This is a genomic window from Blastococcus sp. URHD0036 (genome assembly GCF_000701365.1).
In the GTDB taxonomy this organism is placed as follows: domain Bacteria; phylum Actinomycetota; class Actinomycetes; order Mycobacteriales; family Geodermatophilaceae; genus Trujillonella.
Genome location: NZ_JNIK01000011.1, coordinates 242,191 through 264,215 on the forward strand (window position 1 = coordinate 242,191; position 22,025 = coordinate 264,215).

Genomic DNA, 22,025 nt, shown 5'->3' on the forward strand with positions numbered 1-22,025 from the left:
ATCGGCAGGGGTGGTCCGGATCTGGACGGGATGTCCCCCGGACGGGGAGCGCGATCAGGGGGCGGCGGTGCCGCGGTCTCGTTCCTGCTCGACCACCAGGGGCAGGTCTTCCAGCCGGTCCAGGCCCTGCAGCGGACGGCGCATCCGCTGGTTGGCGGCCAGCCGGTCGCGGTTGCGCTCGAGGAACGCCCAGTAGCCGGCGGTGTACGGGCAGGCGTCCTCGCCGACCCGTTTCCTCGGGTCGTAGCGGCAGCCGCCGCAGTAGTCGCTCATCCGGTCGATGTAGGCACCGCCGGAGGCGTAGGGCTTGGTCGCGAGCACCCCGCCGTCGGCGTGCTGGCTCATGCCGACGACGTTGCTCACCATCACCCAGTCGTAGCCGTCGACGAAGGACCGGTGGAACCAGTCGGTCATCTCCAGCGGGTCGATGCCGCGCTGCAGGGCGTAGTTGCCCAGCACCATCAGGCGCGGGATGTGGTGCACCCAGCCGTCCCGGCGCAGGTCGGTGAGGACGCCGGACAGGCAGGCGGCCTCCACCGCGTCCCCGTCGAGCTCGGCCAGCCACTCCGGGACGTGTTCGGTCGCGGCGAGGGCGTTGCCGTGCCGGTAGTCGCGGCCCAGGTACCAGTAGAGGTTCCAGACGTAGTCCCGCCAGCCCATGACCTGGCGGACGAAGCCCTCGACGCTGTTCAACGGCAGGAGCTCGCCCGCCGCGGCGCGGTCGCGGGCGTTCTGCTCCGCGGCGACGACGACCTCGAGCGGGTCGAGCAGCCCGAGGTTCAGCGCGGGCGAGAGCAGGGAGTGGGCCAGCCAGCGGTCGCCGGCGAGCATCGCGTCCTCGTGCGGGCCGAAGGCGCCCAGCCGGTGGTCGAGGAAGTCCTGCAGCCGGCGCAGGGCCTCCGCGCGGGTGACGGGGAACCGCCGCGGGCCGTCGTCCCCGACGAACGAGACGAGCCCCTCGGCCTCCCACCGGTCGAGGTCGGCCCGCACCTCCTCGTCGATCTCGTCCTCCTCCGGCCACCACGGCTCCGGCACGCCGATCCGGCCGTCGGCCGGCGGCGGCTCCCGGTTCTCGGCGTCGAGGTTCCACCGGCCGCCGACCGGCTCCGTGCCGTTCATGAGGACGTCGTGGCGGCGGCGGGAGTCGCGGTAGAAGTCCTCCATCAGCAGCCGGCGCCTCCCCCGGCCGTCGGCCCAGGCGGCGAACTCCGCCTGGGTGGCGACGAAGCCGCGGGCGGCGAGGACCTGCAGCCCCGGTCGGCGCAGCACGTAGTCGCGGCTGCTCCACGTCGTGGGCGCGCACACCGACAACGGCTCGCCGACCCGGTCGAGGGCCTCGGCGTAGGTGGTCACCCGGTGGTGCTGCCCCCGGTCGCCGAGCTCGGCCGCCCGGTGGCGCAGCGCCGACAGCACGAGGTGGGCCTTCTGCCGGTGGAACCGACGGCGCGCGAACACCGCGCGGGACTCGATCAGCAGCACCGGCTGGTCGGGGGCGTCGAGGAAGTGGGGGCCGAGCTGGTCGGCGAAGCACCACCGCCGAGTACCGGGCGCGCGCTCCGGGTACTCGGCCGTCGCCGGATCGTCGTCCTGGCGGGGACCCACGGCCTCACCTCCCGGCGGACATGGTGGGTCGACCGTTAGGCTCGGCGCGACTCGGGCCACCGAACTCACGGTGGCCGGCACGTGCTCCTGGAGGTCGACGGCTGTGAACCGCCGCGCGCTTCGCGCCGCCACGATCGGGGCCCTGCTGGTCGCCCCGATCGCCCTGTCCGCCTGCAGCGCCGGACAGGTCAACCAGACCAGCTCGCAGAACCGCGACAAGGTCGGCCCGACGGCGGAGATCGGCGACCTCGAGCTCCGCCAGGTCGCGATCGCCAACCCGTGCGAGGCCGGCGACGAGGACGCGACGGCCTACGAGCGCGGTGACGACCCCGAGCTCATGCTGACGATCGTCAACTCCAGCGAAGAGGACGACACGCTCACCGGCGTCGAGGGCGAGCTCTTCGACGGCGTCTACGTGGACGAGCTCCCGACCGCGACGACCACCGCGCCCACGACGGCTGCCGCGCCGAGCACCACCGCCCCCGGGACCCCGACCGGCACGGCCGCCCCCACCGGCGGCGCCCCGGCGCCCGCGACCCCGACCCCGCCGCGGGCCGCACAGCCGACGGCCACCGACGACCCGGACATCGTGATCCCGGCACAGTCGTCGATCACGATCGGGCTGCGGCAGTACGACGCGGACTCGCCGTGCGATCCGGAGATCGCGGCGGACACCACCCGCCTGTTCCTCGCCGACCTCGACGTCGACGCGGAGTCCCCGCTCACCGCGAGCCAGTCGGTGGTCGTGACGTTCACCTTCGAGAACGCCGGCGAGGCGACCGTCGCGGCCCTGGTGCAGGGACCGCACGGCGCCGTCGAGCGTGGCGAGGCGTTCGACTTCCACGAGGAAGAGGGCGCCGCGGAGGGCAACGAGCAGGACACCGAGGCCGAGTAGGGAAAGGACCCCGCTGCCCCCCACGCCTCGCGAGCTCGGCGCGGGCCCCTGCAGCGGAGCCGGCTGCAGGAATTCGTCGGACCCCGCGGCTAGCGTCGGGGCGTGCCTCCCGCCGCCCGCGCCGCTCGACCCGCCCACCGCTGCACCGAGTGCGGCTTCGCATCGGCGAAGTGGGTGGGTCGCTGCCCCGAGTGCCAGGCGTGGGGCAGCCTCCAGGAGGTCGGCGCCGTCGCGTCCGGTGGCCTGCGGGCGGTGAGCGCCGGGCCGGTGACCGCCCCCGCCCGCCCCATCGCCCAGGTGGAGCTGACCGGCGCCCGGGCGGTGCCGACCGGCATCCCCGAGTTCGACCGGGTGCTGGGTGGCGGGCTCGTCCCCGGTGCCGTGCTGCTGGTGGCCGGCGAGCCGGGCGTGGGCAAGTCGACGCTGCTCCTGGAGGTGGCGCACCGGGTGGCCGCCGCCAACGGCCCGGCCCTGGTCGTCTCGGGCGAGGAGTCGGCCGGGCAGGTCCGGCTGCGGGCGGAGCGGATCGGCGCGCTGCACGACCGGCTCTACCTCGCGGCCGAGACCGAGCTGTCCGCGGTGCTGGCCCACGTCGACCAGGTCCAGCCGACGCTGCTGGTGCTCGACAGCGTCCAGACCGTGCGCTCGCCCGCCGTCGACGGCACCGACGGCGGCTCCACCCAGGTCCGTGCCGTGGCCAGCGCGCTCAGTGCGGTGGCCAAGAGCCGCGGGATGACCACGATCCTCGTCGGCCACGTGACCAAGGACGGCGCGATCGCCGGACCCCGCACGCTCGAGCACCTGGTCGACGTCGTCATCTCCTTCGATGGCGAGCGGCACTCCACGCTGCGCCTGATCCGGGCCACGAAGAACCGGTTCGGCCCGGCCGACGAGATCGGCTGCTTCGAGATCGGCGACGCGGGGGTGGTCGGGGTCCCCGATCCGTCACACCTGTTCGTCTCGCGCCGGTCCGCCCCGGTGCCGGGCAGCTGCGTCACCGTGACGATGGAGGGCAGCCGGCCGCTGCTGGCCGAGGTGCAGGCGCTGGTCGCCCCCAGTGGCGGTGGCTCCCCGCGGCGGGCGGTGAGCGGTCTCGATCCCCAGCGGGTGGCGATGATCAACGCCGTCCTCGAGCGGCGCGGCGGGGTGCGGCTGGCCGAGGCCGACGTCTTCGCCGCCTCGGTGGGCGGGGTCAAGATCGCCGAACCCGCGGCCGACCTGGCGCTGGCCCTGGCGATCGCGTCGGCGTCCCGCGACATCCCCCTCCCGGCGGGCATGGTGGCGCTCGGCGAGGTCGGTCTCTCCGGCGAGATCCGCCGCGTCGGCGGTACCGGCCGGCGGCTGGCCGAGGCCGCGCGGCAGGGGTACCGGGTCGCGCTGGTCCCGGAGGACGCCGGCACCGCCCCGGCCGGGATGCGGCTCATCGAGGTGCCCGACCTCGGGCGGGCGCTCACCCGACTCAGCTGATCTCCGACCGAGCCGCACCAGTACCGTTGCCTCCCACGTAGACTCAGCCGCCGCACCACGTCGACCGTCAGGAGCGCTCGTGCCCCCCGCTGTGGACACCGAGGCCGCGCTGCGCGAGCTCCTCGGCCGCATCGCCCCCGGGACGGCCCTGCGCGACGGTCTGGAGCGGATCCTCGCGGGCCGCACCGGAGCGCTGATCGTGCTGGGTTACGACCGGGTGGTCGAGTCCATCTGCACCGGCGGCTTCGCCCTCGACGTCGCACTCTCCGCCACCCGGCTGCGCGAGCTCGCCAAGATGGACGGCGCGGTGATCGTCTCCTACGACGGGCTGCGCATCGTGCGGGCCGGTGTGCACCTGATGCCCGACCCGACCGTGCCGACCGAGGAGTCGGGCACCCGGCACCGCACGGCGGAGCGGGTCGCGATCCAGACCGGTTTCCCGGTGATCTCGGTCAGCCAGTCGATGCACATCATCAGCGTCTACGTGGCCGGCCGCCGCTACACGCTCGAGCACCCCACCACGATCCTCGCCCGCGCCAACCAGGCGCTGGCCGCTCTGGAGCGGTACAAGCTCCGGCTCGACGAGGTCGCCAGCACGCTGTCGGCGCTGGAGATCGAGGACCTGGTCACCGTCCGCGACGCCATGAGCGTCAGCCAGCGGCTGGAGATGGTGCGGCGCATCGCCGACGAGATCGAGGGCTTCGTCGTCGAGCTCGGCACCGACGGCCGGCTGCTGGCCCTGCAGCTGGACGAGATGCTCGCCGGGGTGGAGGAGGACCGCGGCCTGCTGGTCCAGGACTACCTCCCCGTCACCGGCCGGCGGGCGCGCAGCACCGAGCAGGTGCTCACCGACCTGCGGGCGCTGTCGGCCACCGAGCTCCTCGACCTGTCGGCCGTGGCCCGCTGCTACGGCCTGCCCACCACCGCTGACGCCCTGGACTCCCCCGTCAGCCCCCGCGGCTACCGGCTCCTGGCGCGGGTCCCGCGGCTGCCCGCCGGCATCATCGACCGGCTGGTCGACCACTTCGGGGGGCTGCAAAAGCTGCTGGCCGCCACGATCGAGGACCTCCTCGCCGTGGAGGGCGTCGGCGAGGCCCGGGCACGGGGCATCCGTGAGGGCCTGTCCCGGCTCGCCGAGACCTCGATCCTCGACCGCTACAGCTGAGGCTGCTCCCGCTCAGGTGAGGGCCAGCGGGGTGTCACCGCTGGGCTTCGTGTCCAGCCGGCCGCGCAGCGTGTACTGACCGGGCGGCATCGCCGCTCGCGTCCCGGCGCAGTCCGGCTCGCTCGACAGCCCGCTCCAGACCAGCGGGAAGACGACCTGCTCGCCGGGAGCCAGGACGCGGACGTCGTCACTGGTCTCCGGCCGGCAGTCGTTGCTCCCCCACACCCGGGTGCCTGCGCCGTCCAGCAGGACGATCTCCTGGAGTTCCTTGTCCAGCACCCGCTCACAGGGGACCGGGGACGTGTTGGTGACCACCAGCTCGAGGGTCGGGCCGCTGCCGGCCGGCACGCTGGCCGGACCGCGGACCTCGACGGCGATCATCTCGTCGCCGCACGGGCCGCCCGGCTCGGGTCCGGCGGGCGCCTCCGGCGCGGGTGCCGTGACGGTGGCCGGCGCCGGCGGGGTGGGGGTCTGCACGCTCGCCAGCGAGGGGACGACGCGCTCGAGGGCCGGCGTACCGGCCGCCGACGGGCCCACGGTGGTGCTGCTGGCCGCCGGTTCCGTCCCGCCGGGCTCGCGGGTGGCCAGCGCGACCCCCAGCCAGCCGCCACCCCCCAGCACGGCGAGCAACAGGGCCACGACCATCAGCCGCCGACGCCAGTAGACGGCGGCGGGCAGGGGCCCGACCGGGTGCAGCACGGGCAGAACGGTAGTGCGGCGCCCACCGGGCGGAGCCCCCGGCACGCCGGGCCCCGCGGACGGCACACTGGACCCCCGTGGACAGCCCTGCCCCTCCGCTCCCGGCGCCCGCCGGCCTCACCGGTCCGGCCCTCGGGGAGGCGCTCGTCGACTGGTTCGCCGGCGCCGCCCGCGACCTGCCGTGGCGCCGTCCGGACACCGACCCGTGGGCGGTCCTGGTCAGCGAGGTGATGCTGCAGCAGACGCCGGTCGCCCGGGTGGAGCCCGTGTGGCGGGCCTGGATGGCCCGCTGGCCGACCGCCGCCGACCTGGCCGGCGCCTCACCCGCCGACGTCATCCGGGCGTGGGGGAAGCTCGGCTACCCACGGCGGGCGTTGCGCCTGCGGGAGACCGCCGTCGCGCTGGTGGAGCGGCACGACGGTTCGGTGCCCGCTGACGTGACCGCGCTGGAGGCGCTCCCGGGCGTGGGCACCTACACCGCCCGCGCGGTCGCCTGCTTCGGCCACGGGCAGCCGCAGCCGGTGGTGGACACGAACGTCCGCCGGGTGGTCGCCCGTCTCGTGCACGGCCGCGCGGAGGCGCTGCCCGCCCGGGTCGCCGACCTGGCCGACGTCGCGGCACTCGCACCCGCCGACCCCACCCGTGCGGTCCGCTTCTCGGTCGCCGCGATGGAGCTCGGGGCGCTGGTGTGCGTGGCCCGCTCTCCGCGCTGCGACGCCTGCCCGGTACGGCGGTCCTGCGCCTGGCGGCTGGCGGGCAGCCCCGCGGCCGACGGCGTCCCGAAGCGGGTCCAGCGGTTCGCCGGCACCGATCGGCAGGTGCGGGGGCGGCTGCTCGACGTCCTGCGGGCGGCGCACGAGCCGGTAGCCGCGACCGCCCTCGACCGCGTGTGGGCCGACGCCGTCCAGCGGTCCCGCTGCCTGGACTCCCTGCTCGCCGACGGGCTGGTCGAGCAGACCCCGGACGGCCGCTTCACGCTCCCCACCTGATCGACGAGATCTGCACAGTCGTCACCATCAGGCGCTGATGCCGCCGAGTGTGCAGATCTCGTCGAGAGGACGGGACGACGAAGGGCCGCCCCCGCGTGTGCGGGGACGGCCCTGTCGTCGTGCTGAGGAGCGTTACTCGGCGGCGGCCGCCGGGCCGTCCTCGTCGCCGTCGGCACCCGTGAGGGCGACCGGCGGGGTGTCGGGCAGGTCGATCGGCTTGGCCTCGCCGCGGAAGGTGAACTTCTGCAGCGGGCCCTCGGCGTCGTCGACGTCCACCACGATGATCTGACCCGCGGTCAGCTCGCCGTAGAGGATCTTCTCCGACAGCGCGTCCTCGATCTCGCGCTGGATGGTCCGGCGCAGTGGCCGGGCACCCAGCACCGGGTCGAAGCCCCGCGCCGCGAGCAGCTTCTTCGCCGCCGGGGTGATCTCCAGCGACATGTCCTTGTTCGCCAGCTGGCCCTCGACGCGGGCGACCATGAGGTCGACGATCGTGATGATCTCGTTCTCGGTCAGCTGGTGGAACACGACGATGTCGTCGATGCGGTTGAGGAACTCCGGCCGGAAGTGCTGCTTGAGCTCCTCGTTGACCTTGAGCTTCATCCGCTCGTAGTTGCTGGTCTCGTCGTTCCCGGCCTGGAAGCCGAGGCCGACGGCCTTGGAGATGTCCCGCGTACCGAGGTTGGTCGTGAGGATCAGGATCGTGTTCTTGAAGTCCACGATCCGGCCCTGACCGTCGGTGAGCCGGCCGTCCTCCAGCACCTGCAGGAGCGTGTTGAACACGTCCGCGTGCGCCTTCTCGATCTCGTCGAAGAGGACCACCGAGAACGGCTTGCGCCGCACCTTCTCGGTCAGCTGGCCACCCTCGTCGTACCCGACGTAGCCGGGAGGGGCACCGACGAGCCGCGACACGGTGAACCGGTCGTGGAACTCGCCCATGTCGATCTGGATGAGGGCGTCGTCCTCACCGAACAGGAAGTTGGCCAGCGCCTTGGCGAGCTCGGTCTTACCGACACCCGAGGGGCCGGCGAAGATGAACGAGCCACCGGGGCGACGCGGGTCCTTGAGGCCCGCGCGGGTGCGCCGGATCGCCTGGCTGACGCTCTTGATGGCCTCTTCCTGGCCGATGATCCGCTTGTGGAGCTCGTCCTCCATGCGCAGCAGGCGGGAGGTCTCCTCCTCGGTCAGCTTGAACACGGGGATGCCGGTCCAGTTGGCGAGGACCTCGGCGATCTGCTCGTCGTCGACCTCGGCGACGACGTCCATGTCGCCGGCCTTCCACTGCTTCTCGCGCTCGGCCTTCTCGGCGAGGAGGGTCTTCTCCTTGTCGCGCAGCGACGCCGCCTTCTCGAAGTCCTGCGCGTCGATCGCCGACTCCTTCTCGCGGCGGACGCCGGCGATCTTGTCGTCGAACTCGCGCAGGTCCGGCGGGGCGGTCATCCGCTTGATCCGCATCCGGGCGCCGGCCTCGTCGATCAGGTCGATCGCCTTGTCCGGCAGGAAGCGGTCGGAGATGTACCGGTCGGCCAGCGTCGCGGCGGCGACGAGAGCGCCGTCGGTGATGCTGATCCGGTGGTGCGCCTCGTACCGGTCGCGCAGACCCTTGAGGATCTCGATGGTGTGCTGCAGCGTCGGCTCGCCCACCTGGATGGGCTGGAAGCGGCGCTCGAGAGCGGCGTCCTTCTCCAGGTGCTTGCGGTACTCGTCGAGCGTCGTGGCACCGATGGTCTGCAGCTCGCCGCGGGCCAGCATCGGCTTGAGGATGCTGGCGGCGTCGATCGCGCCCTCGGCGGCACCGGCCCCGACGAGGGTGTGGATCTCGTCGATGAACAGGATGATGTCGCCGCGGGTGCGGATCTCCTTGAGGACCTTCTTCAGCCGCTCCTCGAAGTCACCGCGGTAGCGGGAACCGGCGACGAGCGCGCCGAGGTCCAGCGTGTAGAGCTGCTTGTCCTTCAGCGTCTCGGGCACCTCGCCCTTGACGATCGCCTGGGCCAGGCCCTCGACGACGGCGGTCTTGCCGACGCCGGGCTCGCCGATGAGGACGGGGTTGTTCTTCGTGCGGCGCGACAGCACCTGCATGACGCGCTCGATCTCCTTGGCCCGCCCGATGACCGGGTCGAGCTTGGAGTCGCGCGCGGCCTGGGTGAGGTTGCGGCCGAACTGGTCGAGCACCAGCGAGGTCGACGGCGTGCCCTCGGCGGGCCCGCCGGCCGCGGCCGGCTCCTTGCCCTGGTAGCCGGAGAGCAGCTGGATGACCTGCTGGCGGACGCGGTTGAGGTCGGCACCCAGCTTCACGAGGACCTGGGCGGCGACACCCTCGCCCTCGCGGATCAGGCCGAGCAGGATGTGCTCGGTGCCGATGTAGTTGTGGCCGAGCTGCAGCGCCTCGCGCAGGGACAGCTCGAGCACCTTCTTGGCGCGCGGCGTGAAGGGGATGTGACCGGACGGGGCCTGCTGGCCCTGACCGATGATCTCCTCCACCTGCTGACGGACGCCCTCCAGCGAGATGCCGAGGGACTCGAGCGCCTTGGCGGCGACACCCTCACCCTCGTGGATCAGGCCCAGGAGGATGTGCTCGGTGCCGATGTAGTTGTGGTTGAGCATCCGGGCCTCTTCCTGGGCCAGGACAACAACGCGGCGGGCTCGGTCGGTGAACCGTTCGAACATCTGCTGCTTCTCCTTCGACCGGCTGGTCCGGCACCGCCCTCCCCGTGTGTGGGGAGGAGCACCCGACATCCGTCGGCGCGCGGGGCGCCGGTCTTTCCACTGTAGTCGCGGACTCCGACTCCCCGTCGGCGCACGGCCGGGGGTGGGGAGGAGGAGTTGTCCGGTCCAACTGATGCTGACGGGGCGGTGTTCCGCTGCTGTTACGCCGTGAGCGAAGAGGGAAAGACGACGGCCCGGTCCCCCCGCGCGGGGGGACCGGGCCGTCGACGGTCGTGCGACGACGTCAGTGCGCGGCCTCGTAGGCCTCGACGACGGTCCCCGGGATGCGGCCGCGGTCGCTGACCGCGTGGCCGTTCTTCCGGGCCCACTCGCGGATCGCGCCGGCCTGCTCGCGGTCCATCCGGCCGCCGCCACCGGTCGCCCGGGAGCGCCCGGCACCGGAGGCGCGGCCGCTGCCGCGGCCGACCTTGCGGGCGGCCTGCACGTACCGGGAGAACGCGTCGCGCATCTCTCCGGCGTTCTTCTCCGAGAGGTCGATCTCGTAACTCGTACCGTCCAGCGAGAAGCTCACCGTCTCGTCCGCCGGGAGGTTCTCGTCGAGGTCGTCACTCAGGATGACCTGGACCTTGCGCGCCATTCGTCATTCCCCACTTCTGTTTCCAGCCCCGTGACCGGATGATGCCGTCACCGAAGGCGACGACGCCATTACATCACATCTCCGGTCCATTACGCGCGAATGTCCACACGTCCCGCTTAATGGGTGACGGGTGAGACGCCCGTTCTCGCAATTCTCAGGAACTGAGCGGGCGCACCAATGGGAACAGGATCGTCTCCCGGATCCCGAGTCCGGTCAGCGTCATCATCAGCCGGTCCATGCCCATGCCGACGCCGCCGGTCGGGGGCATCCCGTACTCGAGCGCCTCGAGGAAGTCCTCGTCCAGGACCATGGCCTCCGGGTCGCCGGCGGCCGCCAGCAGCGCCTGCTGGGTGAACCGCTCCCGCTGGACGACGGGGTCGACCAGCTCCGAGTAGCCGGTGCCACGCTCGATCCCGCCGATGTACAGGTCCCACTTCTCGGCGAGGCCCGGTGTCGAGCGGTGCGCCCTGGTCAGTGGCGAGGTGTCCACCGGGTAGTCCATGACGAACGTCGGCGCCTGCAGGTCGTCCTGGACCAGCGCCTCGAAGATCTCCTCGACGACCTTGCCCGGCAGCCAGGCCGGGTCGACGCCGATCTCGTGCCGCTCCGCCAGGGCCCGCAGGCGCGCCACCGGCGTCTCCGGGGTGACCTCCTCGCCGACGGCGGCCGACACCAGGTCGTAGAGGCGGACCTGTGGCCACTCCCCGGACAGGTCGATCTCGGTGCCGTCGTGGTGGCGGGCGACGTGGTCGCCGAACAACGCCGCGCAGCACTCCTGGATCAGTTCCCGCGTGATGACGGCGACGTCGGAATAGTCGGTGTAGGCCGCGTAGAACTCGAGCATCGCGAACTCCGGCGAGTGCGAGCTGTCGGCGCCCTCGTTGCGGAAGTTCCGGTTGATCTCGAAGACCCGGTCCAGACCCCCGACGATGCAGCGCTTGAGGAACAACTCCGGCGCGATCCGCAGATACAGGTCGAGGTCGAAGGCGTTCATGTGCGTGCGGAACGGACGGGCCGCGGCACCGCCGTGGATCGTCTGCAGCATGGGGGTCTCGACCTCGAGGAAACCGCGCGAGGTGAGACCCGAGCGCAGTGTCGCGTTGACCGCCGAGCGCTGGCGCACGGTGCGCCGGGCCTCGTCGCGGACGATGAGGTCGACGTAGCGACGCCGGACCCGCAGTTCCTCGCTCATCGGCTTGTGCGCCACCGGCAGCGGTCGCAGCGACTTCGCCGTGATCTGCCACGAGTCGGCGAACACCGACAGCTCCCCGCGGCGCGACGTCCCCACCTCGCCGGTGACCAGGACGTGGTCACCGAGGTCGACGTCGGACTTCCACGCGGCGAGCGACTCCTCGCCCACCCGGTCGCGGGAGAGCATCACCTGGAGCTCGGCGTCGCCCTCGCGGAGGGTCGCGAAGCACAGCTTGCCGGTGTTGCGGGAGAAGATGACGCGCCCGGTGACGCCGACGGTCCGGCCGGTCATGGTGTCCGGCTCCAGGTCCGGATGCGTCGCCCGCACCTCCGCCAGCGAGGTGGTGCGCCCCACCTCGACGGGGAACGGGTCGACCCCCGCGTCCCGCAGCCGGTCGAGCTTCGCCCGCCGCACCCGCATCTGCTCGGGCAGTTCGTCGTCCTGCGGCCCCGGCGGTTCCTCGCTCACGGAGGGTGAGCCTACGGGGAGGCCGGCCGGCGGCCGGCCGCGGAACGGTGCGTGGCCTGCTGCCGGTCGAACGCCAGCCGCAGCCCGTGCACGGTGAGGTCGGGTTCGCGGGCGGAGATCGTGCGGCAGCTGTCGGCGACGAGCGGCGCCAGCCCCCCGGTGGCGACGACGACCGGAGCGGTCCCGAACTGCTCGACGATCTCCGCGGAGATGCGCGAGACCAGGCCGTCGACGAGGCCGGCGAACCCGAGGACCAGGCCCGACTGCAGCGCCGCGACGGTGTTCTTGCCGATCGCCTGCGGAGGCACGGTGAGCTCGACCGACCGCAGCTGGGCCGCCCGGCTGGCCAGCGCCTCCAGGCTGACCTCGACACCGGGCGCGAGCGCACCGCCGAGGAACTGCCCGCCCGGGCCGACGGCGTCGACGTTGGTCGAGGTGCCGAAGTCGACGACGACCACCGGGCGCGCCTGCCCCTCCGGGTCGCGGCCGTACAGCTCGTGGGCGGCGAGCGCGGTCACCACCCGGTCCGCGCCGACCTCCCTCGGGTTGTCCACGTGCAGCGGCACCCCGGTGCGGACGCCGGGGCCGATGAGCACCACCGGGACGTCGAGGGAGTCCAGCAGCCGGCGCAGGGCCGGCAGCAGCGCCGGGACCGTCGAGCACGCCGCGACCCCGGTGACCTCGGTGTCGCGCAGCAGCCCGCGCCACAGCATGGCGATCTCGTCGGAGGTGGCCCGGGAGTGCGTGGTGACCCGCCAGCCGCCCACCCGGCGGTCGCCGTCGAAGGTGGCGAGCACGGTCTGGCTGTTGCCCACGTCCACGGTCAGGAGCACCGCTCAGCCCGCCCGCAGGTCGAGCGCGAGGTCGAGGATCGGCGAGGAGTGGGTGAGCGCACCGACCGACAGGTAGTCCACACCGGTCTCGGCCACCTCGCGGGCGACGGCGAGGGTCAGCCCACCGGTGGCCTCCAGCTCGGCGCGGTCGCCGACCGCGGCGACGACCTCGCGCAGCTGCGCCGGGGTCATGTTGTCCAGCAGCAGGAACTGCGCGCCGGCCTCGACCGCCTCCAGCGCCTGGGCGGGGGTGTCCGCCTCGACCTGCACCGGCACCCGCGGCGCCCGCTCGCGGACGGCGGCCACCGCCGCGGCCACCGACCCGGCGGCGGCCACGTGGTTGTCCTTGACCATGGCGACGTCGTACAGGCCCATCCGCTTGTTCGACCCGCCGCCGCAGCGGACGGCGTACTTCTCCAGGGGCCGCAGCCCCGGCGTGGTCTTGCGGGTGTCGAGCACCGTGGCCCCGGTGCCGCTGACGGCGTCGGCCCAGGCGCGGGTCGCGGTCGCGATGCCGCTGGCCCGGCTGGCGATGTTGAGCGCGCTGCGCTCGGCGGCCAGCAGCGCCCGGACCGGGCCCCGGACGGTCAGCAGGACGTCGCCGCGCCGCACCCGGTCCCCGTCGGCGGCACCCGCGGTGATCGTGGCCCCGGGCGCGAGGCGCAGGAAGACGCGGGCGGCGATCGGCAGCCCGGCGACGACGCCGTCGGCCCGGGCGACCAGGTCCGCCGTCCCCATCTGGGCCGGGGGCACGGTGGCGGCGCTGGTGACGTCGTAGGCGACGGCCAGGTCCGGGGCGGAGGGCAGGGCCGCGCCTCCGGTCAGGTCCTCGGCGAGGGTGCGCTCGACGAGGGCGTCGACCCACGCCTCGTCGAGCCCGGTGCCCTCCAGCGAGCGGGCATCGGTCACCACGGGACCACCACCGCCGCCCCCACCGGACGGCGGGTCAGGTGCAGGTCCCCGGTGCTGTCCAGCCGGACGTCGAGGTGCACCCGCCACTCCTCGGAGGTCTCCGGGTGGTCCTCGCGCCAGTGGCAGCCGCGGGTCTCCTCGCGGGCCGCGGCGGCGACGGTGACCGCGGAGGCCACCGTGAGCAGGTCGGTGGCCTCCCAGCTCGCCACCCCGGGCACGGCGCCGGCCGACTCCCCCAGCGCCCGGCTGAGGGCGGCCATGATGGCCAGTGCGCTGTCGAGGCCGGCGCCGGTGCGCAGTGCCGCGACCGAGCCGGACATGGTGTCGGTGACCCGCTCGCGGCCCGCCGGGTCCAGCAGCCCCGACAGGGCCGGCGCGCCGGCCAGGGGCGCGGCGGGCAGCGGCAGCGACCGGGCCAGCTCGGCGCCGATCCGGGCGGCGAAGACGAGGCCCTCGAGCAGGGAGTTCGACGCCAGGCGGTTGGCGCCGTGCACGCCGGTGCTGGCCACCTCTCCGCACGCGTACAGACCCGGCACGGTCGTGCGGCCGGCGAGGTCGGTGACCAGTCCGCCGGAGGCGTAGTGCGCCGCCGGGGTGACCGGCACGAGGTCCGTGACCGGGTCGATGCCGGCCTCCCGGCAGCGGGCCACGATCGTCGGGAACCGTTCGGGCAGTCCGGGGATCGAGCGGGCGTCGAGCCAGACGTGGCGGACGTCGTCGCGCAGCATCACGCGGGTGATCGCCTTGGCGACGACGTCGCGGGGAGCGAGCTCGGCCAGCGGGTGGACGCCGACCATGAACCGGTCCCCCGCGTCGTCGCGCAGCACCGCCCCCTCGCCGCGCAGCGCCTCGCTGACCAGGGGCTGCTGACCCCGCGCGTCCGGACCGAGGTAGAGGGCGGTCGGGTGGAACTGGACGAACTCCAGGTCGGTCGCGACCGCGCCCGCGCGCAGGCCCAGCGCGACGCCGTCGCCGGTGGAGACCGAGGGGTTGGTGGTCGCGGCGTAGATCTGTCCCATCCCGCCGGTGGCCAGCACCACCGCGCGCGCCCGGACCGCACCGACGCCGTCGGCGCTGCCCTCGCCGAGCACGTGCAGGGTGACCCCGGCGGCCCGGCCCTGGGCGTCGCGCAGCAGGTCCAGCACCATCGCGTGCTCGACCAGGGTGACCCCGGGGTCGGCCCGCACCGCCTCGTGCAGCGCCCGCTGCACCTCCGAGCCGGTGGCGTCGCCGCCGGCGTGCACGATCCGGTCGGCGGAGTGCCCGCCCTCGCGGGTCAGCAGCAGCCGGCCGGTGGCGTCGCGGTCGAAGGCGGCGCCCCAGCCGATCAGCTGGGCCAGCCGCTCCGGTCCCTCGGTGACCAGCGCCCGGACCGCGTCCGGCTCGCACAGGCCCACGCCGGCCACCTCGGTGTCGACGGCGTGCGCCTCCGGGCTGTCCGCGGGGTCCAGCACCGCGGCGATGCCGCCCTGGGCCCACCGGGTGGAGCCGTCGTCGACGCCGACCTTCGTGACCACGGCGACTGACAGCCCGGCCGCGCGCGCGTGCAGCGCGACGCAGAGGCCGGCGATCCCCGAGCCGACGACGCAGACGTCGGCGGCCAGCTCCCACCCGGGATCGGGAGCGGCCAGCCGCAGCGGGAGTCCGGTGACGGTGCCGCTCGCGGCCAGTGTCACCGAACCGGGACGCCGAGGTCGCTGCGCTTCTGGTCGGTCGCGCCGGGGACCGGGGCCGACGGGTCGCCGCCGAGCTCGACCACGCGGTTGGCGCCGTCGACGTGCACGACCTTCGGGATGTAGGCCTTGGCCTCGGTCTCGTCCATCAGGCCGTAACTGATCAGGATGACCATGTCGCCCGGGTGCACCAGGTGCGCGGCGGCGCCGTTGATCCCGATGACGCCGCTGCCGCGCTCGCCCGGGATGACGTAGGTCTCCAGGCGGGCGCCGTTGGTGATGTCGACGATGGCGACCTGCTCACCGGGGATCAGGTCGGCGGCGTCGAGGAGGTCCTCGTCGACGGTGACCGAGCCGACGTAGTGCAGGTCGGCCTGGGTGACGGTCGCCCGGTGGATCTTGGACTTGAGCATCGTGCGCATCATCGGGGGTCCCCCAAGCGGATCGGAGCGTTGTCGAGGAGTCGGGTGGAGCCGGCCCGGACGGCGACGAGCAGTCGGGCGGGACCGGTGGCGGGCACCGGCCCCAGATCTGGATCGGTCAGTTCGAGGTAGTCCTGAACCAGTTCGGGCCGCTCGGCGAGCACGGCCCGGGCCGCGGCGAGGACGGCGTCCGCCCCCTCCGGGCCGGCGGCGGCTCCTGCCCGCAGCGCAGCGGAGACCGCGGCGGCGGCCGACCGCTGCTCCGGGGAGAGGTAGCGGTTGCGCGAGGAGAGCGCCATGCCGTCCTCCTCCCGCACGGTGGGTACGCCGGTCACGCCGACCGGCAGCGCCAGCTCCCGGGCCATGGCCCGGATGAGGACCAGCTGCTGGTAGTCCTTCTCCCCGAAGAACGCCTCGTCGGGCCGGACCATGCCGAAGAGCTTGGCGACGACGGTGAGGACGCCGGCGAAGTGGCCGGGCCGCACCGCCCCCTCCAGCACCGAGCCCAGCGGACCGGGCTGGACGGTGACGCCGAGGGACGCGGGCGGGTACACGACCTCGACCTGCGGGTGGAACACCAGGTCGACGCCCTCCTCGGCGAGCGCGGCCAGGTCGGCGTCCCAGGTGCGCGGGTAGCGGTCGAAGTCCTCGCCGGGGCCGAACTGGGTCGGGTTGACGAAGACGGAGACGACGACGCTGTCGCAGACCTCGCGGGCCGCGCGGACCAGCGTGCGGTGCCCCTCGTGCAGCGCACCCATCGTGGGGACCAGTGCCACGCGGCCGGGCAGGTCGGCGCGCAGTCGGAGCAGGTCCCGATGGGTCTCGGCGACGGAGGGGCGGGTCAGGGCGGTCACCGCGAGCCGGCGGGGTCGTCGGACCGGGTGGCGGCCAGGAGGTCGAGCAGCGGGGCGCCCTCGTGCCGCTTGAGCCGTCCGGCGGCCAGCGCGCGCTCGGTGGTCCGCTGCGCCATGGCGACGTAGGCGTCCACCGACTGCGGCGCACGCTCGGCGAGGGTCTCGAGGTGGTCGCGGACGGTGCCCACGTCCCCGCGGCTGACCGGCCCGGTCAGCCCCCGGTCACCGCGCCGCAGGCCGTTGTCCAGCGCGGCGGTCAGCAGGGGGGCCAGCACCCGGCCGGGGTCGCCGACACCGGCGGTCCGCAGCAGGTCGGCGGCCTCGGCCACGAGGGTGACCAGGTGGTTGGCGCCGGTGACCAGCGCCGCGTGGTACAGCCGCCGGTCGGCCTCGGCGACGAAGAACGGCTCCCCGCCCATCTCCAGCACGAGGGTCTCGGCGACCGGGCGGAACTCGGGCGCGCTGGTCACCCCGAACGGGGAGCCGGCGAGCCGGTCGGCGTCCTCGGGGACGCCGGTGAAGGTCATGGCGGGGTGCAGCGCCAGCGGCAGGACGCCGATCCGGGCGGCCGGCTCCAGCACGGCGAGCCCGTGGGCGCCGGAGGTGTGGAAGGCCAGCTGGCCCGCGCGCCAGACGCCGGTCTCGGCGAGGCCGGCGACCAGACCGGCCAGCGTGTCGTCGGGGACGGCGAGGACGACGAGGTCGGCGGCGGCGACCACCTCGTCGGTCGGCAGCAGCGGCACACCGGGCAGCAGCCGGGCGGCGCGCTCGGCGGAGGCGGCGGAGAGACCGGCGGCGGCGACGACGTCGTGGCCGGCGGCGGCGAGGGCGGCGCCCAGCACGGCGCCGACGCGACCGGCGCCGACGATGCCCACGCGGAGGCGGGCGGGGGCGTCGGCCGGGAGTCCGGCGGCGCGGGGGGTCCTGCGGGCAGCAGGCATGGAGTGCTCCTCGTTCCAGTCCCAGTGCGGGTACCGGACGTCGGGTCGGTCTCCCCCATCGGAGACCGTCGGGATGGTGCGGGTGGTGCCGTGCGGCGGTGCGGTGGCCGACCTCCGCTGCGACCAGCTGTGTCACGCGGGTGACGTACCGATGGCGAGTGTGTGACCGCTTTCGGCTCCCCGCAACGCAACGCGCCTGTGGGGTCGGTCACGGGCACCGGGCGGGAGGGCCCCGGACGGCCCCACCTACCGTGACGCCGGCACCGACCGACGGAGAGGCAGGAGCACATGAGCGAGCTCGAGGGACGCACCGCACTGGTCACCGGCGCGAGCCGTGGCATCGGCCTGGCGATCGCGCAGAGCCTGGTCCGCCGCGGCGCGCGGGTCGTCGTCACCGCCCGCAAGCCCGAGGCGCTCACCGAGGCCGTCGCCGCCCTGGGCGGGCCGGTCGTCGCCGTCGGGGTCGCCGGCAACGCGGGCGACCCGCAGCACCGGGCGGAGGCGGTGCGCACCGCCGTCGACACCTTCGGCAGCCTCGACATGCTGGTCGGCAACGTGGGCATCAACCCCGTCTTCGGGCCGATGGTCGACCTGGACCTCGACGCCTTCCGCAAGATCCTCGACACCAACGTGGTCGGGACCCTGGGCCTGGTGCAGGAGGCCTGGCGGGCCTGGATGGCGGAGCACGGCGGCTCGGTGCTGGTCGTCGCCTCCGTGGCCGGCCTCAAGTCCTCCCCCGGCATCGCCGGCTACGGGGTGAGCAAGGCCGCGCTGATCAACATGGTGACCCAGCTGGCGGTCGAGCTCGGCCCGAAGGTTCGGGTGAACGCGGTCGCCCCCGCCGTGGTGAAGACCCGGTTCGCCGGAGCGCTCTACGAGGGCCGCGAGGAGGAGGCGGCGAAGGGCTACCCGGTCGGCCGGCTCGGGGAGCCGGAGGACATCGGCGAGGCCGCGGCCTACCTGCTCGGCGCCGGTGCCGGGTGGGTCACCGGCCAGACGCTCGTGCTGGACGGCGGCACGCTCTCCCGCGGCCCCGCGTGACGGCCCCCTCGCAGGGGCCCGCCGCGAGCGTGCGAGGGGCGGGGGGCGAGGGGGTCCTTCCTCAGTGGCGGCCGAGGACCCGGCCCAGGACGTCGTCGTCCTCGTCGTCGTCCCGGTAGCGGTGCCGCCGGCGGCCGGACCCGGCGGCGGCCGCCCCGCTCTCGGCGAGGATCTGCGCGAGCCGGGCCTCGCCCGGCGTGGGGACGACCGGGGTCTGCACGGTCATCGGCTCGGGGGGCAGCGGCTCCGGGGGCAGCGGTGCCGGCGGGCGCGGCCACGCCTCGCCCAGCAGGTCGGGCCGCGCCGCGGGCTCGTCCCAGACGTGCCGCTCGGCCGGCGCCGCGAGGGGCCGTTCCACGGTCAGCTGCTCAGCGGTCCCCGCGTCGTCGCGCCGGCGTCGTGGGCTGGGTGCCCCGGCGGGGGCCGCGGAAGGAGCGTCCTGCTCGACGTCCCGCCGCCAGCTGGGGACCTCCGACTGCCAGGAGGGCGCCGGCTCGGCCCGCCAGGAGGGCGTCGGGTCGGCCTGCTGCGCGCGGATGCCCTGCAGCGCCTCGTACCCGCGCGTCTCCGGCGCCGGTGGCGCCACCGGCGGCACCGGCGGCGGCGACCACTCCGGCGCCGCGGGGACCCGGGGTCCCTGCGCCGGGGGCTCGATGCGGGCGGCGGGCCAAGCGCCCGTGACCTCCCGCGGGGGCTGGTCCGACCAGCTGACCGCGTCGATGGTGCGCGTGCTCGGCCCCTCGACGGAGGCCGGCGTGGCCCGGGACGACTGCGTCCGCATGACGATCCGCTCGAGGAACATCTCGCTGGACAGCTGCTCGGTCAGCTCGGTGCGCAACCGGCCCACGTCGGCCCGGAGCTCGGCGAGCTGGCCCAGCTCCGCGCGGATCGCCGACACGCCCGCGAGCTGCTCCCGGAGCCCACCGGGCCCGGAGACGTCGTCGCGCAGGGTGTCCAGTGCGGCCAGCTCGGTGCGCAGCGTCCCGAGGGCCGCGACGTCCTGCCGCAGCGCGCCGAGGGCGGCCACCTCCCGGCGGAGGCCGTCGAGGGCGGCGAGGTCGTGCCGGAGCGAGCCGAGGGCGACCACGTCCTGGCGCAGCGCGCCCAGGGCCGCCACCTCCTGACGCAGCGCGCCGACGGCCGCCAGGTCCTGCCGCAGCGCACCCAGCGCCGCGACGTCACGGCGCAGCGCCGCGAACTCCGTGCGCATCGCGTCCTCGGACTCCCGGCGCAGCCGGTTCTCCGTCTCGAGCTCGTGCTGCCGGCGGCCGGCGACCTCGCGGGCCAGCTCCAGCTCGTGCGCGCGGCGCAGGGCGGAGGTGTCGGCCGAGGTCCCCGCCCGGCGCCGGCCGGTGGCCAGGAGCGCGAGCACGAACCCCCAGGCGCCGGCCAGGACCCCCAGCCGGAGCACCCGCGGGTCGTCGCTCAGGAACACCACGACCGTCGCCGCCACGGCCAGCAGGGCGCCGGCGGCGATCCCCCAGTGACGGCGGTCGGCGGTCGCGGGTCGACCCGATGAGTCGCCCTGATCGACCTGTCCCCCGCGCATGGCCTCCAGCGTAACGGCGGATCGCCCTCCGCTCACGCTCCGAACTGCATCCGTGACGCAGACGCCACGAGGCCCCCGCGGAGTTCCCGCGGGGGCCTCGTGGACGGCGGTGCGATCAGGACTGGGCCAGCGCACCGTCCGAGCTGAAGACCAGACCGAGCGAGACCTCGCCCTGCTCGATCGCGCCCTTGGTCAGCGGGCCACCGGCGTCCAGGGGGACGAACTCGGCGAACTGCATCCCGTAGGTGTCCTCGAGGCCCGGCTGGCAGAACGGCCGGGTCGGGCACTCCTCCGGACCACCGAGGACGAGCGAGCCGTCGCCGCAGGCGTCGGCGAGCTCCGACAGGGTCGAGACCCCGAGGCCGTCGGCGAACTCCTGGGTCACGGCGAAGGCGTTCTGGTCGGCGGCCTCGGAGGGCTCCCCGAAGGTGAGGCCGACCTGCTCGGCGAGCGTCTGCAGGGCGTCCCGCGTGGCCGTCACGTCGCCGCTCGCGACCGGGTCGGGGTTCGCGCCGTTGACCTGGGCGTTGAGCGCCTCGGTCACGGTCGCCAGGTACTCGGGGAAGACCTGCAGGTCCGAGCCGGAGATGAGCGCCGGGAGGTAGAGGTCGCGGTTGCCCACCGTGCGGACCGAGGCGTCGAAGCCGGCGGACTTGAGGACGTCGGCGTAGATGTTGCCCAGGATCGTCGACTCCGTGAAGTCCGCGGCGCCCACGACGATCGAGCCGCTGCCCTGCTCCAGGCCGTCGGTGACGCCGCTGTCCTCCACCCACGCGGCCGCGACGTCCTCGGCGCTCTCCCGCTGGAGGTCCACCGACGCGTTCAGCTCGACGAGGTCCTCGGTGGTGAGCGCGGCCGAGATCGCGTCGAGCGCCGGCAGGAGCGCGGGGTTGCTCGTCGCGGTCACCGACGTCACGGCCGGGATGATGTTGTCGGCGTTCTGCAGCTCCATGTCGTCCTCGAGGACGACGAGCTGGTCACCGGCGACCGGCGCGCACGCGTCACCGCTGGCGGCACTGCCGCTGGTCTCGTCGCCCCCGGTGCCCGACGAGCCGGAGTCGCCGCAGGCCGCGGTGGCGAGCACCGCGGCGATCGCGAGGGGGAGGAATGCACGGGAACGCCTGGTCACGGCCGCCGCCTTCTGTGTCCCGCCCGGCCGCGAGGCCCGGGCGCGTGTCTGGCGGGAGGTGTCCCGCGTCGGCCATGCAACCCCTCCCGGGACCGCACGGCCAAATCCGCGGCCGATGTGTTGTGCGCTTGTTATCCAGTGAGCGGCGTCACGAGGGGACGCCCGCGGCGGTCAGCTCCGGGGTGCCGCTCGCGGCCGCCGCCCGCGGCACGCGGCGGAACGGCAGCCTGCGCGGCCCGGGGGTCACGGCCCAGGAGACGGCGACCAGCAGCAGTTCGGTCCCCATCGCCAGCACGGCGACGAGGAGCGCACCGGCGATCATCACGCCGTAGTCGTGCTGGCCGAAGCCCAGGTTGATCAGCCGGCCGAGACCGCCGCCCCCGACCAGGGCCGCCAGCGTGGCCGTGGCGACGACCTGCACGGTCGCCGTCCGGATGCCGGTCAGCACGAGCGGCGCGGCCAGCGGCGCCTCGACGCGGCGGAGCACCTGCCCGCGGCTCATCCCCATTGCCCGCGCCGCTTCGCGCAGGTCGGCGTCCACGCCGCGGAAGCCCACGAACGTGTTGGTGAGGATCGGCGGCACGGCGAAGATCGCGAGGGCGAGCGCCGTCGCCTCGTCGCCGAACCCGATGGGGCTGACCGCGAAGAGGGTGAGCAGGGCGAGGGTCGGGATCGCCCGGCTGACGTTGGAGAGGACGACGACCGGGCCGGAGCCGCGCCGTGCCCGCCCCAGCAGGACCCCGAGCGGCAGGGCGACGACCATGGCGATGGCGACCGCGGCCAGCGAGACGCGCACGTGCTCGCCGAGCAGGTCCAGGATGCCGCCGCGACGGGTCCAGTTGAACGGGTCGTTGAGATAGCTGATCGCGCGCTCGAAGTCGTTCACC

19 protein-coding genes are annotated in these 22,025 nt (G+C 74.3%); 5 read left to right on the forward strand and 14 right to left on the reverse strand.

What is annotated here, in order from left to right:
- Positions 1-54 precede the first annotated feature (54 nt).
- Positions 55-1,602: a cryptochrome/photolyase family protein gene (locus tag N555_RS0108175; RefSeq protein WP_034509357.1), complete on the reverse strand. Its 1,548-nt coding sequence runs from the start codon at positions 1,600-1,602 to the stop codon at positions 55-57.
- 103 nt (positions 1,603-1,705) lie between these two features.
- Here N555_RS0108175 and N555_RS26715 point away from each other — a divergent pair, with 103 nt between their 5' ends.
- From N555_RS26715 to disA, 3 genes are all read left to right on the forward strand, one after another.
- Positions 1,706-2,497, forward strand: coding sequence for a hypothetical protein (locus tag N555_RS26715; RefSeq protein ID WP_029431006.1), 792 nt, complete (start codon positions 1,706-1,708; stop codon positions 2,495-2,497).
- A gap of 102 nt (positions 2,498-2,599) precedes the next feature.
- Positions 2,600-3,964, forward strand: coding sequence for a DNA repair protein RadA (gene radA, locus N555_RS0108185; protein WP_029431007.1), 1,365 nt, complete (start codon positions 2,600-2,602; stop codon positions 3,962-3,964).
- Between the two features lie 79 nt (positions 3,965-4,043).
- Complete coding sequence (disA, locus tag N555_RS0108190) at positions 4,044-5,129, forward strand: DNA integrity scanning diadenylate cyclase DisA (RefSeq protein ID WP_029431008.1); 1,086 nt, start codon at positions 4,044-4,046, stop codon at positions 5,127-5,129.
- Between the two features lie 12 nt (positions 5,130-5,141).
- Here the strand turns inward: disA and N555_RS0108195 are convergent, their stop codons facing one another.
- The gene (locus tag N555_RS0108195; RefSeq protein WP_029431009.1) at positions 5,142-5,828 is read right to left on the reverse strand and encodes a hypothetical protein; all 687 of its coding nucleotides are present in this window, start codon (positions 5,826-5,828) and stop codon (positions 5,142-5,144) included.
- A 77-nt stretch (positions 5,829-5,905) separates the two neighbouring features.
- Here N555_RS0108195 and N555_RS0108200 point away from each other — a divergent pair, with 77 nt between their 5' ends.
- Positions 5,906-6,817 (forward strand): HhH-GPD family protein, encoded by a 912-nt coding sequence (locus tag N555_RS0108200; protein ID WP_029431010.1) that lies wholly within the window; start codon positions 5,906-5,908, stop codon positions 6,815-6,817.
- Between the two features lie 132 nt (positions 6,818-6,949).
- Here the strand turns inward: N555_RS0108200 and N555_RS0108205 are convergent, their stop codons facing one another.
- The 9 genes from N555_RS0108205 to N555_RS25750 all read right to left on the reverse strand — a co-directional run bounded on the left by N555_RS0108205 (position 6,950) and on the right by N555_RS25750 (position 17,419).
- Complete coding sequence (locus tag N555_RS0108205) at positions 6,950-9,487, reverse strand: ATP-dependent Clp protease ATP-binding subunit (RefSeq protein WP_029431011.1); 2,538 nt, start codon at positions 9,485-9,487, stop codon at positions 6,950-6,952.
- A gap of 283 nt (positions 9,488-9,770) precedes the next feature.
- The gene (locus N555_RS0108210) at positions 9,771-10,124 is read right to left on the reverse strand and encodes a histone-like nucleoid-structuring protein Lsr2 (protein WP_029431012.1); all 354 of its coding nucleotides are present in this window, start codon (positions 10,122-10,124) and stop codon (positions 9,771-9,773) included.
- A 154-nt stretch (positions 10,125-10,278) separates the two neighbouring features.
- Positions 10,279-11,736, reverse strand: coding sequence for a lysine--tRNA ligase (gene lysS / locus N555_RS0108215; RefSeq protein WP_156036297.1), 1,458 nt, complete (start codon positions 11,734-11,736; stop codon positions 10,279-10,281).
- Between the two features lie 59 nt (positions 11,737-11,795).
- Complete coding sequence (locus tag N555_RS0108220) at positions 11,796-12,617, reverse strand: type III pantothenate kinase (protein WP_029431014.1); 822 nt, start codon at positions 12,615-12,617, stop codon at positions 11,796-11,798.
- A 3-nt stretch (positions 12,618-12,620) separates the two neighbouring features.
- The gene (gene nadC / locus N555_RS0108225) at positions 12,621-13,526 is read right to left on the reverse strand and encodes a carboxylating nicotinate-nucleotide diphosphorylase (protein ID WP_231502651.1); all 906 of its coding nucleotides are present in this window, start codon (positions 13,524-13,526) and stop codon (positions 12,621-12,623) included.
- The gene (locus tag N555_RS0108230) at positions 13,523-15,205 is read right to left on the reverse strand and encodes an L-aspartate oxidase (protein WP_029431016.1); all 1,683 of its coding nucleotides are present in this window, start codon (positions 15,203-15,205) and stop codon (positions 13,523-13,525) included. Before N555_RS0108230 ends, nadC begins: the two co-directional genes overlap by 4 nt.
- Positions 15,202-15,615, reverse strand: a complete 414-nt coding sequence (gene panD / locus N555_RS0108235) for an aspartate 1-decarboxylase (protein ID WP_304412910.1) — start codon at positions 15,613-15,615, stop codon at positions 15,202-15,204. The genes N555_RS0108230 and panD overlap by 4 nt, the downstream gene beginning before the upstream one ends.
- Before the next feature lie 8 nt (positions 15,616-15,623).
- Positions 15,624-16,478 (reverse strand): pantoate--beta-alanine ligase, encoded by an 855-nt coding sequence (gene panC / locus N555_RS0108240; protein WP_029431018.1) that lies wholly within the window; start codon positions 16,476-16,478, stop codon positions 15,624-15,626.
- A complete protein-coding gene (locus N555_RS25750) occupies positions 16,475-17,419 on the reverse strand; it encodes a Rossmann-like and DUF2520 domain-containing protein (RefSeq protein WP_029431019.1) in 945 nt (314 codons plus the stop codon). Before N555_RS25750 ends, panC begins: the two co-directional genes overlap by 4 nt.
- Before the next feature lie 288 nt (positions 17,420-17,707).
- On the opposite strand from N555_RS25750, the gene N555_RS0108250 reads away from it, so the two are divergent.
- On the forward strand, positions 17,708-18,460 hold the full coding sequence (locus tag N555_RS0108250) for an SDR family oxidoreductase (RefSeq protein WP_029431020.1): 753 nt from the start codon (positions 17,708-17,710) through the stop codon (positions 18,458-18,460).
- A 61-nt stretch (positions 18,461-18,521) separates the two neighbouring features.
- On the opposite strand, the gene N555_RS0108255 is transcribed toward N555_RS0108250, so the two are convergent.
- The 3 genes from N555_RS0108255 to N555_RS0108265 form a co-directional block, all read right to left on the reverse strand.
- The gene (locus N555_RS0108255; protein ID WP_029431021.1) at positions 18,522-20,009 is read right to left on the reverse strand and encodes a DUF6779 domain-containing protein; all 1,488 of its coding nucleotides are present in this window, start codon (positions 20,007-20,009) and stop codon (positions 18,522-18,524) included.
- A gap of 115 nt (positions 20,010-20,124) precedes the next feature.
- Positions 20,125-21,138, reverse strand: coding sequence for a glycine betaine ABC transporter substrate-binding protein (locus tag N555_RS0108260; RefSeq protein ID WP_029431022.1), 1,014 nt, complete (start codon positions 21,136-21,138; stop codon positions 20,125-20,127).
- Positions 21,139-21,286: 148 nt separating this feature from the next.
- A complete protein-coding gene (locus N555_RS0108265) occupies positions 21,287-22,024 on the reverse strand; it encodes an ABC transporter permease (protein WP_029431023.1) in 738 nt (245 codons plus the stop codon).
- Between the last annotated feature and the right edge of the window lies 1 nt (position 22,025).

Excerpts from the sequence above, each read along its gene's own strand:
- N555_RS0108255 (WP_029431021.1), bottom strand. The coding sequence starts at position 20,009 with ATGCGCGGGGGACAGGTCGATCAGGGCGACTCATCGGGTCGACCCGCG.
- N555_RS0108250 (WP_029431020.1), top strand. The coding sequence starts at position 17,708 with ATGAGCGAGCTCGAGGGACGCACCGCACTGGTCACCGGCGCGAGCCGT.
- lysS (WP_156036297.1), bottom strand. The coding sequence starts at position 11,736 with ATGCGGGTGCGGCGGGCGAAGCTCGACCGGCTGCGGGACGCGGGGGTC.
- N555_RS25750 (WP_029431019.1), bottom strand. The coding sequence starts at position 17,419 with ATGCCTGCTGCCCGCAGGACCCCCCGCGCCGCCGGACTCCCGGCCGAC.
- N555_RS0108210 (WP_029431012.1), bottom strand. The coding sequence starts at position 10,124 with ATGGCGCGCAAGGTCCAGGTCATCCTGAGTGACGACCTCGACGAGAAC.
- panD (WP_304412910.1), bottom strand. The coding sequence starts at position 15,615 with ATGCTCAAGTCCAAGATCCACCGGGCGACCGTCACCCAGGCCGACCTG.
- N555_RS0108205 (WP_029431011.1), bottom strand. The coding sequence starts at position 9,487 with ATGTTCGAACGGTTCACCGACCGAGCCCGCCGCGTTGTTGTCCTGGCC.